This is a genomic window from Planomicrobium okeanokoites, from assembly GCF_003428875.1.
Lineage (GTDB): Bacteria > Bacillota > Bacilli > Bacillales_A > Planococcaceae > Planococcus > Planococcus okeanokoites.
In genome coordinates this window covers 23,852-39,755 of the sequence record NZ_QQRS01000006.1, presented here as the reverse complement: position 1 = coordinate 39,755, position 15,904 = coordinate 23,852, and the positions used below count along the sequence as shown (strand labels likewise).

Here is a 15,904-nt window from a genome sequence, read left to right as displayed (position 1 = left end):
GCGATCAAGGTCGATCCTATAACTTTTTCGGAGGCTTATTTTGGAGAATAAAAAGAAAAACAATCACGAGAATGTACTGTCATTCATTCCTACAGGTGAATATTACTATAAGAAAGCGCTCAAGGAATTGCAGCGCGACAATTACCCGAAAGCTCATAAGTATCTGCAGCGGGCCACGGAATTAAGTCCGGAAGATCCGCTGATCATGATGCAGTTTGGCATTGTACTGATGGAGATGCAGGAATTTGAACAGGCAATGGACGTATTGCGGACAGCCCAGGAGCTGGATCCGGAAGAAACGGACATCCTGTTTTTCCTTTCTGAAGTACATGCCCATATGGGTTTATTTCTTGATGCACGGAAATACGCAAAGAGATATGTTGAAGCGGATGTGCATGGCAAATATGCAGAAGAAGCGATGGAAATCATCGATTTTGCCGAACAGGAAGACTGGCAGCTGCTGGATGATGAAGGTGAAGCGCAGGACAGCGAATACTTCTATCTTCAGGAAAAAGCCCGCCGTCTGATGGAACAGGGTAATTTCACTGACGCCATCAGTATGCTGGAGGATCTGGTAGCCGATAAACCGGATTTCTGGGGAGCGCATAATAATTTGGCGCTTGCTTATTTCTATATTGGTGAAACCGAAATGGCAAAGGCATTGCTGCATGATGTTTTGCGCAGAAACACGGGCAACCTTCATGCTTTGTGCAATTTAGCCGTCTTTCATTATTATGAAAAAAATGATGAATTGGATGATATATTAGATCTTCTTAAAAAGATCCAGCCATACGTTTTTGAACACCGTTATAAATTAGGGGCGACTTTTGCGCTTGTCGGTAAGTATAAAGAGGCTTACCGCTGGTTGAGAAGTTTGCAGAAAAGAGGTTTTGACGGAGATCCGGCATTTTACTTCTGGCTGTCACATGCCGCTTACCACTCAAACCATGAAGATGTGGCAAGGCAGGCATGGAAACAATTGACTGCGATGGACCCAGGCAAAGAAGGGTACGAGCCGTGGCAGGAGAATATGACAATGCCGCATTCCGACGCACTGGAGCATGACCGTGATTATCTGGTCGAGAAGTTGGACCACTCACACAGAAGTGAAAGATTGTACGGGATGTTCCTTCTCGGAAAATCATCACATAAACAGGAAATCATCGCGCATCCAAAATGGCTGAAAAGTGAACAGCCGACCATTATTGAAACATTTATGCTGGGCTATGCTTTGGGGCATCCGTTTAAGGAAACAGTTCCTGAAGAACGGGCATTTCTGCGGGCGATGACAGCGACTGAAATCCTTTATGAAAAAGAAGGGATGGTAACCCAGCAGGGATCATATGCTTTTCAAATGTGGTTTATGCTGGTGGATAACGCCTTCCAGCGAAATTATCCGTTCAAAAACCCGAAGGCGCTGGCAGCTTCCGTGGATTATATGGTGAAGTCCTCAAGAGACCAAAGCATCACTAAAAAAGCGACTGCTGAAAATTATGGAATTTCAACAGCCACTTTGACAAAATACATCAATGAAATGATTGAATTTCTGCCATTGTTTGAGTCTTAAGCATAAAAGTTGATGCAACTGGCGGAATCTTATACGATTTAGCTATTGAATGTTAGGAGGACTTGACTATGACTGAAGCTGAAAAAATTTATGATGTAATTATCATCGGGGCTGGACCAGCCGGAATGACGGCGGCTGTATATACTTCCCGAGCTAATTTATCCACATTGATGATTGAGCGGGGAATCCCGGGCGGCCAAATGGCCAATACGGAAGAAATTGAAAACTATCCTGGTTTTGACCATATCCTTGGCCCAGACTTATCGACAAAAATGTTCGATCATGCCAAGAAATTCGGCGCAGAATATGCTTATGGCGACGTAAAAGGAATTGTTGACGGGGAAGAGTACAAAACCGTCACAGCGGGTTCGAAAGAATACAAAGCCAGAGCTGTCATCCTGACAACTGGTGCTGAATACAAGAAAATGGGCATTCCAGGCGAAACCGAACTTGGAGGCCGCGGCGTCAGCTATTGTGCAGTCTGTGATGGCGCGTTCTTTAAACAGAAAAACCTGATTGTAGTCGGAGGCGGAGATTCCGCAGTCGAAGAAGGTGTCTATTTGACACGTTTCGCCGATAAAGTGACTATCGTTCACAGAAGAGATGAGCTGCGTGCACAGAAGATCCTTCAGGACCGTGCATTTGCTAATGATAAAATCGACTTTATCTGGAGCCATACTGTCAAGGAAATAAAAGGTGACAATGGCAAGGTTTCCGGAGTAACTCTGGTTTCCACAAAAGATGGCGAAGAAACGGAAAAAGAAATCGATGGCGTATTCATCTACATCGGCATGCTGCCTTTGACGAAGCCATTTGCTGATTTGGGCATTCTAAACGACGAAGGTTATGTCGTGACAAATGAAAAAATGGAAACTTCAGTTCCAGGCATTTATGCGGCAGGCGACCTTCGCGATAAAACATTGCGCCAAGTAGTGACTGCTACTGGTGATGGAAGCATTGCAGCACAAGCTGCACAGCATTATATTGAAGAATTAGTTGAAAAAATCGGTCAAAACGTTTAATTTAATCCTTTCTTAATGTAGCTGTAATACATTTGACATGTATAAGAGGTATAGTAAGAATAGTAAATTGACCCCCTTTTTATAGAAGTTTTGAAAGGCTGTTTTCCGAATCATCGGGAAGCGGCCTCTTTTTTTTGTGTGCATATTAAAAATGAACTAACAATCTATAGCAACCGATATTCCGCAAAACAGCTCCGCTTGCCTGGTGGCTTGCACTGAGCTAACTCGTGCTCAGTATCCTTCGCCCGAGTGGATCTCAGCACTTCGTCGGCATTCGCCTGCATACCTGGGCGTCTTCGCTGTTTTGCTCCATATCTCATATCACTCTCTATAAGGAATATCCTTTTAAATCTGAATTAAGAAAGAAGTTGAAACAGTAATTCTACACAGAACTAAGATGAAGCGTCAGGCAGCTTTCCGCGGAACACTTCCGACTAGAGTGAAACGATTTAAAAAGCTGATAGTTTTTCCGCAGACTGTTTAGTATTCCTTTTCTTTTTTTGCATGACACGCCAGGAAAGTTGTATAATGGAGAAAGTTTATAATAGATACGGAGTGTCGAGTGTGCAGCGAATCGCAAATTTATTAGTTATTAAAAATGGCAAGGTCCTGTTATTGAAAAAACCCCGACGCGGTTGGTACGTTGCACCCGGCGGAAAGATGGAAGCCGGGGAGTCCGTGTATGAAGCGGCAATCCGTGAATTTAAAGAAGAAACGAACGCAGAACCTTTGGACACCCATGTCAAAGGGATTTACACCATGATGATTGAAGATGAAGGCGAAGTGGTCGATGAATGGATGCTCTTTACATTTGTCGCCCATGATTTGAATGGAACCCCTTTTGTTGAAACAAGAGAAGGTATACTGGAATGGCATCCGATTGAAAGCCTGGCGACATTGCCGATGGCAGAAGGCGACCGTACCAATTTGATGTTCGCCGTAAGCAAGCCGGGTGTCCAATATGGAACCTTCCATTATACGATGGAATTCGAACTGCTGAAAGAAATGATACAAACTTCAACAGAAGAGGTGAACCGCCAATATGGACAATAAAACAGAAGAAACAGAATTGATCGTCATCACCGGAATGTCTGGTGCCGGTAAGACGGTAGCCATCCAAAGCTTCGAAGATCTCGGCTTTTTCACCATTGATAATCTTCCGCCGGCTTTGCTGCTGACATTCATCAAATTGATGCGCGATTCGGGGAAATCGATGAAGCGGGTTGCAGCTGTAATGGATTTGCGGGGAGGCGACTTTTTCGACAGCCTCGTCGACGCCATCGATAATCTGTCAAAAGAACCGAAAGTATCTGTAACGATTCTGTTTTTGGATGCAGACAATCAAACACTGGTCAGCCGCTACAAGGAGACGCGCCGTTCACATCCTTTATCACCTGGTGGACTGGTTCTTGGAGGCATCAAGAAGGAACGCGATATGCTGAATGACCTTCAAGGCCGTGCAAAATATATCTACAACACTTCCCAGATGAGTCCCCGTGAACTTAAAGAAAGAATCATAACCGACTTCTCCACCCACACAAGCAACGTCTTTACGGTGAACGTCATTTCATTCGGATTTAAACACGGGATCCCGATTGATGCCGATCTGGTTTTCGATGTCCGATTCCTGCCGAATCCATATTATATAGAAGACTTAAAACCGTTATCGGGACTTGATGAACCGGTCTCAAGCTATGTCCTCCAATGGAATGAAACACAGATGCTCATCGAAAAATTAACCGACCTTCTTCAATTTATGATTCCCCGGTATAAAAACGAAGGCAAGGCGCAACTCGTCATCGCGTTCGGATGTACCGGCGGCCAGCATCGTTCAGTCACCTTAGCGGAGTATTATGGAAAACTTTTTGGTGAAAAAAATAAAACCATTATTACGCATCGTGATGTCAAAACGAGAAAGGTCTGAGTGCATGGAAAAGGAAACCCAACGTAAAAAACTGGTCATTATCGGCGGGGGGACCGGATTATCCACATTGCTGCGGGGGCTGAAAAAGCTTCCGTTGGATTTGACTGCGATTGTCACGGTCGCAGATGATGGAGGCAGTTCAGGCAGACTCCGCAACGATCTTAATATTCCACCGCCAGGGGATATACGGAATGTCATGGCTGCGTTGTCCGATGCAGAACCATTAGTAGCGGAGATGTTCCAATACCGTTTCAGTAAATCGATCGACCTCGGCGGCCATTCACTCGGAAATCTGATGCTGGCAGCATTGACGGATTTAACGGGTGATTTTTCACATGCGGTAAGAGAAATGAGCCGTGTGTTAAGTGTCAATGGCACAGTCATACCGGCTGCAAATCAAATTGTCACGTTAAATGCGGAATTCGAAGATGGGACGATCGTCAGCGGAGAATCAAAGATTCCTGCTTATTTACAGCCGATTAAACGTGTCTTCATCGAACCGGTCGATGTCAAGACGTTGCCCGATACCATAACCGCTATCCGCCAGGCGGATATTATCGTTATTGGTCCGGGCTCGCTTTATACGAGCATTCTTCCGAATTTATTGGTTAAAGATATAAAGAAAGAGCTGCTGGCAGCGGAGGGCAAGAAAATTTACATTTGCAATCTGATGACACAGGCTGGCGAGACGTATATGTACTCAGCATCCGATCACATTCAGGCATTGTATGACCATGTCGGGGAGCCTTTTTTGGATGCGGTGCTCCTGGACAAAGCGGAAATGCCGTCTAATGTAGTTCAGCTATATGAGCAGGAACGGGCAAGGCCGGTGGCTTACGATGAAGACCGGCTGTCAGAATTCGGTCTGGAAATTCACCGGGAAGACATCGCCAATATTTTTGAGAATGCGGTGCGCCATGAACCAAGAAAAGTGGCGGAATGGCTCTTCCACTATGCTGGAGGCCAAATGAAAGAGGATACGAAACTTCGGTTTTTTTAAAGTGTTGAAAGGAGGGGAATGATTTGTCGTTCGCTTCGGAAACAAAAAAAGAAATGACGCAAATTGAAGTGGATGAATGCTGTGGCAAGGCTGAATTATCGGCATTGATCCGGATGAATGGCACGCTGTCTTTCTCAAGCAGGCAATTAAGCGTAGACATACAGACAGAGAACGCAGCGATTGCCCGCCGGATCTACACATTATTGAAACGCTTCTATACACCATATCCAGTGGAATTGCTGGTGCGGAAAAAGATGCGTTTAAAAAAGAACAACGTTTATATTTGCCGGATTCGGGACGGCTCCAAACATATTCTCGAAGATTTATTGATCATCACGGAAGGCTTTCAATCCCAGCAGGAAATTGATAAGAAGCTGATCGAGAAGAATTGCTGTAAACGGGCATATCTGCGCGGAGCTTTTTTAGCTGGAGGTTCTGTCAATAATCCGGAAACATCCTCTTATCATCTTGAAATCTATTCATCGGATCGGGATCATGCGGACTCCCTTACAGAATTGATGAACTTTTTCCATCTGAACAGCAAGACCATCGACCGGAAAAAGGGCTTTGTCACCTATTTGAAAGAAGCTGAAAAAATTTCTGACTTTCTTAGCATCGCCGGAGCGCACTCAGCTTTATTGAAATTCGAAGATGTTCGGATTATCAGGGACATGCGGAACAGCGTCAACAGACTGGTCAATTGCGAAACCGCCAATCTGAATAAAACCATCGATGCGGCACTTCGCCAAGTGGAAAATATCCGCTTTATCGATTCAGTCATCGGCGTGGAACAGCTGCCCGACCGCCTGCGTGAAATAGCCAGGCTGCGTGTTGAGTATCAGGATGTTACACTGAAGGAGCTCGGTGAAATGGTTTCAACCGGTAAAGTCAGCAAATCCGGTGTCAATCACCGTCTTCGGAAGATTGACGAAATCGCTGAATCATTGAGAAAAGGCGAAACGATCGGCGGTTAACTGCCGCGGTTCTTTCATATAAAGAAATAGAGACATTTTTCCAGCAGTACAGTCAATTTTCTGAGGAGGATATGCATGGTTGAGAAACAAGTGAATGTTCAATTGAAATCAGGTTTACAAGCAAGACAGGCAGCGTTATTTGTTCAGGAAGCAAATAGATATAATTCAGATGTCTACCTTGAAAAAGAGGAAAAGAAAGTAAATGCAAAAAGTATTATGGGCATCATGAGTCTGGCAATCAGTAAAGGGACCGCTGTAACGATTTCAGCGGATGGCTCTGATGAAGAGTCCGCGGTTGAAGCACTGGCCGCGCTGATCGAAAAAGAAGCATAAGAAAACCCCGCAGCTCAATGCTGCGGGGTTTTAACTTTAAGATTAGATATCTTCTTTTGTATGGCCATCAGGCAATTTGCTGCGCGTGATGATCTGATCGATCAAGCCGTATTCAAGAGCGCGTTCTGCGGTCATGAAGTTATCGCGGTCAGTATCTTTCGAGATAACTTCAAGCGGTTGGCCAGTGCGTTCTGACAGGATCTGATTCAATTTTTCACGCAGGAACAAGATCCGTTTTGCTGCAATCTCGATTTCGGTAGCTTGGCCTTGTGCACCGCCAAGAGGCTGGTGGATCATGACTTCAGCATTCGGAAGCGCATATCGTTTGCCTTTTGTACCTGCTGCAAGAAGGAAAGCACCCATTGAAGCTGCCATCCCGATGCAGATTGTCTGAACATCCGGACGGATGAATTGCATCGTATCGTAGATAGCCATACCGGCTGTAATGCTGCCGCCCGGGCTGTTAATGTAGATGGAAATATCTTTGTCAGGATCTTCGGCTTCTAGGAACAGAAGCTGTGCAACGATTGAGTTGGCAACGTTATCGTCGATGCCGCTGCCGAGCATGATGACACGGTCTTTCAACAAACGCGAGTAAATGTCATAAGCGCGCTCGCCTCGGCTCGTCTGTTCAATTACTGTTGGAATTAAATTCATAGAAAATCCTCCTTGTGTAAGTGATAACATTCAGCACTGAAATACATTTCAGCTGTATTATTATCATACACATCTTGGTCAATGAAGGTCAAATCTAACGAATTGAAAATATCAACTTGATAAATACCGCCATATTTTGTATACTGGTAAAGTCGCTAAGATAGAAACGCCCTCGTAGTGTAATGGATAACACCCAAGATTCCGATTCTTGTAATGGGGGTTCGATCCCCTCCGAGGGCATATTGACTCAACCCGCTTTGCCATTTATGGCGGAGCGGTTTTTTTTTATAGACAATCTTAAATAATCGATATTCCGCAAAACAGCTTGCTTGCCGCGGGCTTGCAAAAACCCGTGCTCCTGCATCGCTGCGCTAGCTTCGTCGCAAAGAGCCGGCCTTGCAGGCTACGGCCAACTCTTAGCTAACTTGGACTCGTTCCACTTCTTCCAAGTGGATCTCAGCACTTCGCTGGTCCCGCAGGCAAGGTTTGGCCGAACAGCATTCGGGCAAACCTGTGCGACGAAGCGCATAGCGCTGCAGGAGCAGTATGGTTTTCTGCGCTGTTTTGCTCCCTATCTTAGATACTTGTTCAGCAAAAATAACTATCCCAGCGCCGGCGCGGCTCAGGACGGAGCGGAGCAATAAGACGAGTGTTCTTCTCGGCTTATTGCGGGAGCTTAGTCCAAAGCGCCGAAGCGAAATATCGAGTACTACGAACTATATGTAATCCTAATAAGAAAGAAGGCCAATCATGCTGACACTTTACACCCGACCGAATTGCCCTCTTTGCGAAGAGGCGAAACTGATGCTCAAGCTGGTGCAGGAAGATTTTCCGCTTGAGTATAAAGAAGTGAATATAGAAGAGGATGACCGGCTGCATGAAAAATACATGCTGATGATTCCGGTTCTGGAGCAAGATGGGGAAGTATTGATATATGGCAATATCGGTTATGCCGAAATTCTGGAAGCGTTGGATTACTGACGCTTCTTTTTTGTTGCATTCAGATTTATTATTAGGTAGAATGAATTTAGTGGGACAGAAAATTACCTAGCGGGATAAATTTCGTCCAGCTGGAATGGAGTGAATCTATGGATGCTTTATCTTCAGCACAGAATAAACTGTTGCCGGAAATGTCCGTGCTCCTGAAAAAACGTTATCAGATCCTGCAGACCATCAATCAGGAACAGCCGATTGGCAGGAGAACCTTGAGTGAATTTTCCGGAATGACGGAACGCGATATCCGAAAAGAAACGGATCTGCTGCGCGAACAGCAATTGATCGAGATGAAATCCGCCGGCATGGTGATCACCAGGCAAGGAGAGGAAGTCCTCGATTCCTTGAAATCCTTTATGCAGAAGCTGACAGGGATCGCGGATCTGGCAGACAGATTGAAAAAGCATTTGGGAATTTCGGATGTCATCGTAGTTCCTTTGGATTCTGATAAAGCAGTGACTGTTAAACATCAGATCGGTAAAGAGGCTGCACGTCTTCTTGAAGCGAATTTCATCGGTGAAACCAAAGTTGCCGTAACCGGGGGCAGTACGATGGCGGCAATCGCCAAAGAACTGAAAGGCGATAAAGCTTATCCCTCTTTGCAATTCATTGCGGCACGCGGTGGACTGGGAGAAGATGTTCTGCATCAGGCGAATACTATTGCATCCGCTTTTGCTGAAAAAACCGGCGGTTCATTTAAAACCCTGTATTTGCCCGATCACCTCAGCGAAGAAGCATATGCGATGATGATGAAAGAGCCGCTCATCAAGGAGATGATGGACCTTTATGAACAGACGGATCTGGTTGTGCATGGAATCGGCAATGCCGAAGAGATGGCTTTAAGGCGTCAGTCAACCGAAGAAGAAGTTCAGATGATAACTGAAGGCGGTGCCGTCAGTGAAGCATTTGGCTATTATTTCGATGCAGAAGGCAATGTTGTTTACCGCATCCGTTCAGCGGGAATCCAATTGGAACAAGTGCATAAAGCTCCTGTGATCATTGCAGTAGCTGGCGGGCACTCGAAAGCGAAAGCGATACTTTCTTATTTCAAAAATGCACCTGAACGATCAGTGCTTGTAACTGATGAAGGTGCTGCGACAGAAATTAATAATCTTATAGAAAACCTAGGAGGAAATTGATATGACTTTAAAAATGGCGATTAACGGCTTTGGCCGCATTGGACGTATAGTATTCCGTGAAGCATTGGCAAACCCTGAAGTGGAAGTAGTGGCAGTAAACGATCTGACAGATGCAGCGATGCTTGCACATCTATTGAAATACGACTCAATCCACGGCACCCTGGATGCAGAAGTTTCTGCAAGCGGCGAAAACATTGTCGTAAACGGCAAAGAAATCAAAGTTTTCTCTGAAAAAGATCCAGCGCAATTGCCTTGGAAAGATCTTGCAATCGATATCGTTCTTGAATCTACAGGGATCTTCACGACAGAAGAAAAAGCTTCGAAACACATTGAAGCAGGCGCTAAGAAAGTCATCCTTTCAGCACCTGGCAAAAATGGTATGAAGATGCTTGTTATGGGCGTCAACGAAGATTCTTATAACCCGGAAGAGCACCATGTCGTTTCAAATGCATCGTGCACTACAAACGGTTTGTCTGGAATTTCTAAAGTCCTTAACGATAAATTCGGCATCAAGAAAGCCATGATGACGACAATCCACTCATACACAAACGACCAAGCTTTGCTTGATGCACCACACTCCGACTACCGTCGTGCGCGTGCAGCAGCAGAGTCGATGATCCCAACGACAACTGGCGCAGCGAAATCAGTTGCAAAAGTCCTGCCGGAACTTGAAGGCAAAATCGATGGCATGGCAATCCGTGTACCAACACCTAACGTTTCACTAATCGACCTGGTAGCTGAACTTGATAAAGATGTTTCTGTTGAAGAAGTGAACCAAGCGCTTAAAGAAGCGACTGAAAACGAGCTTAAAGGCTACCTGGCATACAGCGAACTTCCACTTGTGTCTCGTGATTATAACGGCAACACAGCTTCAGCAACAGTTGACGGATTGTCTACAATGGCACTTGGCGGAAACATGGTCAAAGTCCTTGCATGGTACGACAACGAATCAGGCTATTCTGCACGCTGTGTAGACTTGGCTGTATATATGTACAACAAAGGGCTGTAATCCCAAAATCATAGCTTAATTACCAATGAACCTCTATAATAAAAGAGGGTAAAAGGGGTGGGGAATTTACCCCACCCCTTATTTTTTTGAATACAAATAGGAGGTATTTTCATGCTGCAGAAAATGACCATGAAAGATTTGGATTTGAAAGGAAAGCGCGTATTTTGCCGCGTCGATTTCAACGTACCGATGAAAGACGGAGAAGTGACGGATGATACACGGATCCGGGCAGCTGTTCCGACCATCGAATATTTGGTTGAAAATGGGGCGAAAGTGATATTGGCAAGCCATTTGGGGCGCCCAAAAGGCGAAGTCAATGAGGAAATGAGGCTGGCCGCGGCCGGATCGCGGTTAAGTGAATTGCTACATAAAGAAGTGAAAAGCCTGAAAGAATCAATCGGGGAGTCGGTTGAAAAAGAAATTGGGGAAATGCAGCAAGGCGACATTATCCTTTTGGAAAATGTCCGTTTCCATGCAGGTGAAGAAAAGAACGACGATACGTTGGCAAAATCCTTTGCTGAACTCGCAGACGTATTTGTGAATGACGCTTTCGGAGCAGCACACCGTGCGCACGCTTCTACAGCAGGCATTGCAAAACATCTTCCTTCCGTTTCAGGACTTTTGCTTGAAAAAGAACTGGAGGTGCTTGGAAAAGCATTGTCTGAACCAGAACGGCCATTTACCGCTATTATTGGCGGAGCTAAAGTGAAAGATAAAATTGGTGTCATCGATCATTTATTGGATAAAGTGGATAATCTTTTGATTGGCGGCGGCTTGTCTTACACATTCATCAAAGCGCAAGGCCATGAAATCGGCAATTCGCTCGTGGAAGAAGATAAATTGGAGCTGGCACGATCCTTCATCCAAAAGGCTGAAGAAAAAGGCGTGAAATTCTATCTGCCTGTCGATGCTACAGTTGCAGACGAGTTTTCAAAAGACGCGGAAACCAAACAAGTGAAAATTGAAGAGATCCCTTCAGATTGGATGGGTCTTGATATCGGACCTGAAACCGCAAAATTATATGCGGATGTCATCAAGAATTCGAAATTGGTCATCTGGAATGGGCCGATGGGAGTTTTCGAAATGGAGCCTTTCGCAAACGGCACACGTTCGGTTGCTGAGGCCATGGCTGAAACAGAAGCATACACAGTCATCGGCGGCGGAGATTCCGCAGCCGCAGTTGAAAAGTTCGATGTAGCCGACAAGATGGACCATATCTCGACAGGCGGCGGAGCATCGCTTGAATTCATGGAAGGCAAGGAATTGCCTGGTGTCACTGCATTAACTGATAAAAAATAAAAACTTTTTACAATAGTCAGTTCGAAAATCAGAAAGGGAGTGTCTGTTTGAGAAAACCGATTATCGCTGGAAACTGGAAAATGTATAAAACAGCTGCTGAAGCAAAAGCGTTCGCAGAGGAAGTAAAAACAGCAGTTCCATCGGCTGACAAAGTTGATGCCGTTATCTGTGCACCTGCTTTATTTCTTCAAGGTTTAGTGGAAGCCGCTGAAAACACGCATTTGAAAATCGGCGCACAAACAATGCATGAAGAAAAAGAAGGGGCATTTACCGGAGAGATCAGCCCTGTGCAATTAAAAGATTTGGGTGTGGAATACGTTATTATCGGCCACTCGGAACGCCGTCAATATTTCAATGAAACTGATGAAACGGCGAACAATAAAGTAGTTTCGGCTTTTGAGCACGGTTTAAAACCGATCTTATGCGTCGGTGAATCGCTGGAACAACGCGACAGCGGCGATACCGGCAATGTAGTGGAAGCGCAAGTGGAAAAAGGCGTGGCTCAATTATCCGCTGAACAAGTTGCTGAACTGGTGATCGCGTACGAACCGATCTGGGCGATCGGTACGGGTAAAACCGCTACATCAGAGGACGCCAACGATGTATGCGGCGTGATTCGCAACAAGATCGAATCCCTTTACGATGAAGAAACAGCTGGTGCAATCCGCATCCAATACGGCGGCAGCGTTAAACCGGCGAATATTGAAGAACTTTTGAATATGGAGCATATTGACGGTGCTTTGGTTGGAGGAGCAAGTCTCGAAACTGAGTCGTTCCTCAAATTATTGGAGGCTGGTGCAAATGCGTAATACGGAAAACCCGGTGGCTTTGATCATCCTGGATGGCTTCGGCTGCCGAAAAGAAACGTTCGGCAACGCAGTGGCTCAGGCTAAAAAGCCGAATTTCGATAAACTATGGAATAATTATCCGCATGAACTGTTGACTGCTTCAGGCGAAGCGGTCGGTCTGCCGGATGGCCAAATGGGGAATTCGGAAGTGGGACACTTGAATATCGGCGCAGGAAGAATCGTCTATCAAAACCTGACCCGTATCAATAAATCGATCAGGGATGGAGATTTCTTTCAGAATACAGCATTTCTGGAAGCTATCGCCAAAGCGAAGTCGAACGGATCAGCCCTCCATCTGATGGGCTTACTGTCAGACGGAGGCGTTCACAGCCATTATGAACACCTTTTCGCTTTATTGGAACTGGCCAAACAGCAGGGGCTTGAAGAAGTTTATGTACATGGATTCCTGGATGGCCGCGATGTCGGGCCGCAAACCGCATTGCAGTACATCGAAAGAACGGAAGAAAGAATGGCTGAAATCGGTGCAGGTAAATTCGCATCGATCAGCGGCCGCTATTATGCCATGGACCGCGATAAACGCTGGGACCGTGCAGAAGTTGCCTATCGTGTATTAGTGGATGGCACCGGACTTAATGCTTCCACTGCAAGTGAAGGAGTCGTTCAATCATATGATCAGGGAGTAATGGACGAATTCGTAGTGCCGTTTTATATAGAAGAAAACGGCGAACCTGTAGCGACAATCAGATCGGAAGACTCTTTGATTTTCTTCAATTTCAGGCCGGACCGTGCAATTCAGCTGACATCGACATTGATCACAAATGAATTCAACGGCTTCCCATTGAGTCCAAACCACCCCGTTGACTTGACGTTTGTGTCATTCACTTCATATAGTGATGTCCTGCCGACAAGGATCGCTTTTGAATCACTCAATCTTGAAAACACGTTGGGAGAAGTGATTTCAGCGAACGGGCTGACGCAATTAAGAATTGCGGAAACTGAAAAATATCCCCATGTCACCTTCTTCATGAGCGGTGGCAGGGAGAATGTATTCCCAGGTGAAGAACGGATTCTTGTGGATTCACCTAAGGTGGCGACATACGATCTGCAACCGGAAATGAGCGCATATGAAGTCACTGACAAACTTGTCGAAAAAATAGAAGCAGAGGCTCATGATGCAATCATCCTTAACTTTGCCAATCCGGATATGGTCGGGCACAGCGGATTATTGGAGCCGACCATCCAGGCAATTGAAGCTGTGGATGAATGTCTGGGACGAATCATCGAAGCATTGCACGCAAAAGGCGGAACTGCAATTGTTACTGCCGATCATGGAAACTCCGATGAGGTACTGACGATTGAGGGCTTGCCGATGACGGCGCACACAACCAATCAGGTGCCGGTCATCGTGACCAGATCAGGTTTAGAACTGAGACCGGACGGCATTCTGGCCGACCTCGCGCCAACCGTATTGAAATTACTGGATATCGAACAACCGGCAGAAATGACCGGAAAATCACTATTTTAAAGGGAGCTGTTTATATTGCCAATCATTACAGATATTTTAGCACGCGAAGTTCTTGACTCACGTGGGAATCCGACCGTAGAAGTTGAAGTTTTCACTGAAAGCGGCGCTTTTGGACGCGCAATCGTACCATCCGGTGCATCTACTGGTGAACACGAAGCAGTAGAATTACGTGACGGCGACAAAGGCCGTTACTTGGGCAAAGGTGTTCTGAAAGCAGTTGAACATGTAAACAATGAAATTGCTGAAGAACTTGAAGGGAACTACTCCGTTTTGGATCAGGTTTCCATCGACCAGGCATTGATTGAACTGGATGGCACTGAAAACAAGGGCCGTCTGGGAGCCAACGCAATTCTTGGCGTATCCATGGCTGTAGCCCACGCTGCGGCAGATTATCTGGACCTTCCGCTTTATCAATATCTTGGAGGATTCAACGCGAAGCAATTGCCGGTTCCAATGATGAACATCTTAAATGGCGGTGAACATGCTGACAATAACGTAGACATTCAAGAATTCATGGTTATGCCGGTTGGAGCTGAATCTTTCCGCCATGCACTTCGCATGGGAGCTGAAATCTTCCATAACCTGAAAACGGTATTGAAAGAAAAAGGCTATAACACTTCTGTTGGTGATGAAGGCGGCTTCGCACCGAACCTTGGTTCGAACGAAGAAGCTTTGGAAACAATCATGACAGCAATCGAAAAAGCCGGTTATAAGCCAGGAGAAGATGTACTTCTTGCAATGGACGTAGCAGCTTCTGAAATCTACAATAAAGAAAAAGGCATTTACACTCTTGCCGGTGACAATACGACGAAAACTTCAGCTGAAATGGTCGACTGGTACGAAGAGCTTGCAAACAAATACCCGATCGTTTCAATCGAAGACGGTTTGGATGAAAATGACTGGGACGGCTTTAAATTATTGACGGACCGCATTGGTGAGAAAGTACAATTGGTCGGAGATGACTTGTTTGTGACGAACACGAAGAAACTCGCTCAAGGAATCGAGCAGGGAATCGGCAACTCAATCCTGATCAAAGTAAATCAAATCGGTACATTGACTGAAACATTCGATGCAATTGAAATGGCGAAACGCGCTGGCTACACTGCTGTGATCAGCCACCGTTCAGGTGAATCTGAAGATGTAACAATTGCGGACATCGCTGTTGCGACAAATGCCGGACAAATCAAGACAGGTGCTCCGTCACGTACGGACCGCGTTGCGAAATACAACCAATTATTGCGTATCGAAGATCAATTGCATGATACTGCTAAATACCTCGGCGTGAAAACTTTCTACAACTTGAATAAATAGAACAAAAGAGGCATTGCCTCTTTTTTCTATTGCTATTGTCATAGGTCGCAATTTTTGGTAAACTTATTCTTGTTGTGAAGGTTTTATTCAGGAGGTGGAATTTATGCATACGTTGTTAATGACATTACTCGTCATCGTATCGCTCGCATTAATCGTTGTCGTATTATTACAATCAGGTAAAAGTGCAGGTCTTTCAGGAGCCATCTCCGGTGGAGCTGAGCAACTTTTCGGCAAGCAAAAAGCACGGGGACTTGATCTTGTCCTTCATCGTGTAACGATTGTACTTGCTGCCTTATTCTTTATTTTGGCTATCGCCGTAACGAAAGTATAATGTAGATGACT

At 45.4% G+C, this 15,904-nt stretch carries 16 protein-coding genes and 1 tRNA gene; 16 read left to right on the top strand and 1 reads right to left on the bottom strand.

Annotation, left to right across the window (positions count from 1 at the left end; genetic code table 11):
- Nucleotides 1-40 precede the first annotated feature (40 nt).
- From D2910_RS12820 to D2910_RS12790, 7 genes are all read left to right on the top strand, one after another.
- Nucleotides 41-1,567 carry a tetratricopeptide repeat protein gene (locus tag D2910_RS12820; protein ID WP_117313743.1) on the top strand — a complete coding sequence of 509 codons (1,527 nt, stop codon included), beginning with the start codon at nucleotides 41-43 and terminating at the stop codon, nucleotides 1,565-1,567.
- A gap of 68 nt (nucleotides 1,568-1,635) precedes the next feature.
- Complete coding sequence (trxB, locus tag D2910_RS12815) at nucleotides 1,636-2,589, top strand: thioredoxin-disulfide reductase (RefSeq protein ID WP_084242538.1); 954 nt, start codon at nucleotides 1,636-1,638, stop codon at nucleotides 2,587-2,589.
- Nucleotides 2,590-3,153: 564 nt separating this feature from the next.
- The gene (locus tag D2910_RS12810; protein WP_084242623.1) at nucleotides 3,154-3,642 is read left to right on the top strand and encodes an NUDIX hydrolase; all 489 of its coding nucleotides are present in this window, start codon (nucleotides 3,154-3,156) and stop codon (nucleotides 3,640-3,642) included.
- Nucleotides 3,632-4,513, top strand: coding sequence for an RNase adapter RapZ (gene rapZ, locus D2910_RS12805; RefSeq protein ID WP_101803293.1), 882 nt, complete (start codon nucleotides 3,632-3,634; stop codon nucleotides 4,511-4,513). The genes D2910_RS12810 and rapZ overlap by 11 nt, the downstream gene beginning before the upstream one ends.
- Nucleotides 4,514-4,517: 4 nt before the next feature.
- Complete coding sequence (locus tag D2910_RS12800) at nucleotides 4,518-5,513, top strand: gluconeogenesis factor YvcK family protein (protein ID WP_084242536.1); 996 nt, start codon at nucleotides 4,518-4,520, stop codon at nucleotides 5,511-5,513.
- A gap of 23 nt (nucleotides 5,514-5,536) precedes the next feature.
- Entirely contained in the window at nucleotides 5,537-6,487 is a 951-nt protein-coding gene (whiA, locus tag D2910_RS12795; RefSeq protein WP_084242535.1) for a DNA-binding protein WhiA, read from the top strand.
- Nucleotides 6,488-6,562: 75 nt separating this feature from the next.
- Nucleotides 6,563-6,820 carry an HPr family phosphocarrier protein gene (locus tag D2910_RS12790; protein WP_084242534.1) on the top strand — a complete coding sequence of 86 codons (258 nt, stop codon included), beginning with the start codon at nucleotides 6,563-6,565 and terminating at the stop codon, nucleotides 6,818-6,820.
- A 42-nt stretch (nucleotides 6,821-6,862) separates the two neighbouring features.
- Here the strand turns inward: D2910_RS12790 and clpP are convergent, their stop codons facing one another.
- Complete coding sequence (clpP, locus tag D2910_RS12785; RefSeq protein WP_084242533.1) at nucleotides 6,863-7,477, bottom strand: ATP-dependent Clp endopeptidase proteolytic subunit ClpP; 615 nt, start codon at nucleotides 7,475-7,477, stop codon at nucleotides 6,863-6,865.
- Between the two features lie 168 nt (nucleotides 7,478-7,645).
- Between clpP and D2910_RS12780 the strand changes: the two genes are divergently transcribed.
- The 9 genes from D2910_RS12780 (at nucleotide 7,646) to secG (ending at nucleotide 15,893) form a co-directional block, all read left to right on the top strand.
- Nucleotides 7,646-7,717, top strand: a tRNA-Arg gene (locus D2910_RS12780).
- 510 nt (nucleotides 7,718-8,227) lie between these two features.
- Entirely contained in the window at nucleotides 8,228-8,458 is a 231-nt protein-coding gene (locus D2910_RS12775; protein WP_084242532.1) for a glutaredoxin family protein, read from the top strand.
- Between the two features lie 107 nt (nucleotides 8,459-8,565).
- The gene (locus D2910_RS12770) at nucleotides 8,566-9,609 is read left to right on the top strand and encodes a sugar-binding transcriptional regulator (RefSeq protein WP_101803295.1); all 1,044 of its coding nucleotides are present in this window, start codon (nucleotides 8,566-8,568) and stop codon (nucleotides 9,607-9,609) included.
- A gap of 1 nt (nucleotide 9,610) precedes the next feature.
- Entirely contained in the window at nucleotides 9,611-10,618 is a 1,008-nt protein-coding gene (gene gap, locus D2910_RS12765) for a type I glyceraldehyde-3-phosphate dehydrogenase (protein ID WP_117313742.1), read from the top strand.
- Between the two features lie 114 nt (nucleotides 10,619-10,732).
- Nucleotides 10,733-11,917: a phosphoglycerate kinase gene (locus D2910_RS12760; protein WP_205854615.1), complete on the top strand. Its 1,185-nt coding sequence runs from the start codon at nucleotides 10,733-10,735 to the stop codon at nucleotides 11,915-11,917.
- A gap of 47 nt (nucleotides 11,918-11,964) precedes the next feature.
- Nucleotides 11,965-12,726, top strand: coding sequence for a triose-phosphate isomerase (gene tpiA, locus D2910_RS12755; RefSeq protein WP_117313740.1), 762 nt, complete (start codon nucleotides 11,965-11,967; stop codon nucleotides 12,724-12,726).
- A complete protein-coding gene (gene gpmI / locus D2910_RS12750; protein ID WP_117313739.1) occupies nucleotides 12,719-14,251 on the top strand; it encodes a 2,3-bisphosphoglycerate-independent phosphoglycerate mutase in 1,533 nt (510 codons plus the stop codon). The genes tpiA and gpmI overlap by 8 nt, the downstream gene beginning before the upstream one ends.
- Before the next feature lie 15 nt (nucleotides 14,252-14,266).
- Complete coding sequence (gene eno, locus D2910_RS12745; protein WP_084242526.1) at nucleotides 14,267-15,562, top strand: phosphopyruvate hydratase; 1,296 nt, start codon at nucleotides 14,267-14,269, stop codon at nucleotides 15,560-15,562.
- 103 nt (nucleotides 15,563-15,665) lie between these two features.
- Entirely contained in the window at nucleotides 15,666-15,893 is a 228-nt protein-coding gene (gene secG, locus D2910_RS12740) for a preprotein translocase subunit SecG (protein WP_008429540.1), read from the top strand.
- Nucleotides 15,894-15,904 lie beyond the last annotated feature (11 nt).

What these genes read in the sequence shown, in the direction of transcription:
- gpmI (WP_117313739.1), top strand. Translation starts at nt 12,719, where the DNA reads ATGCGTAATACGGAAAACCCGGTGGCTTTGATCATCCTGGATGGCTTC.
- secG (WP_008429540.1), top strand. Translation starts at nt 15,666, where the DNA reads ATGCATACGTTGTTAATGACATTACTCGTCATCGTATCGCTCGCATTA.
- D2910_RS12800 (WP_084242536.1), top strand. Translation starts at nt 4,518, where the DNA reads ATGGAAAAGGAAACCCAACGTAAAAAACTGGTCATTATCGGCGGGGGG.
- rapZ (WP_101803293.1), top strand. Translation starts at nt 3,632, where the DNA reads ATGGACAATAAAACAGAAGAAACAGAATTGATCGTCATCACCGGAATG.
- trxB (WP_084242538.1), top strand. Translation starts at nt 1,636, where the DNA reads ATGACTGAAGCTGAAAAAATTTATGATGTAATTATCATCGGGGCTGGA.
- D2910_RS12770 (WP_101803295.1), top strand. Translation starts at nt 8,566, where the DNA reads ATGGATGCTTTATCTTCAGCACAGAATAAACTGTTGCCGGAAATGTCC.
- clpP (WP_084242533.1), bottom strand. Translation starts at nt 7,477, where the DNA reads ATGAATTTAATTCCAACAGTAATTGAACAGACGAGCCGAGGCGAGCGC.
- D2910_RS12775 (WP_084242532.1), top strand. Translation starts at nt 8,228, where the DNA reads ATGCTGACACTTTACACCCGACCGAATTGCCCTCTTTGCGAAGAGGCG.
- gap (WP_117313742.1), top strand. Translation starts at nt 9,611, where the DNA reads ATGACTTTAAAAATGGCGATTAACGGCTTTGGCCGCATTGGACGTATA.
- D2910_RS12790 (WP_084242534.1), top strand. Translation starts at nt 6,563, where the DNA reads ATGGTTGAGAAACAAGTGAATGTTCAATTGAAATCAGGTTTACAAGCA.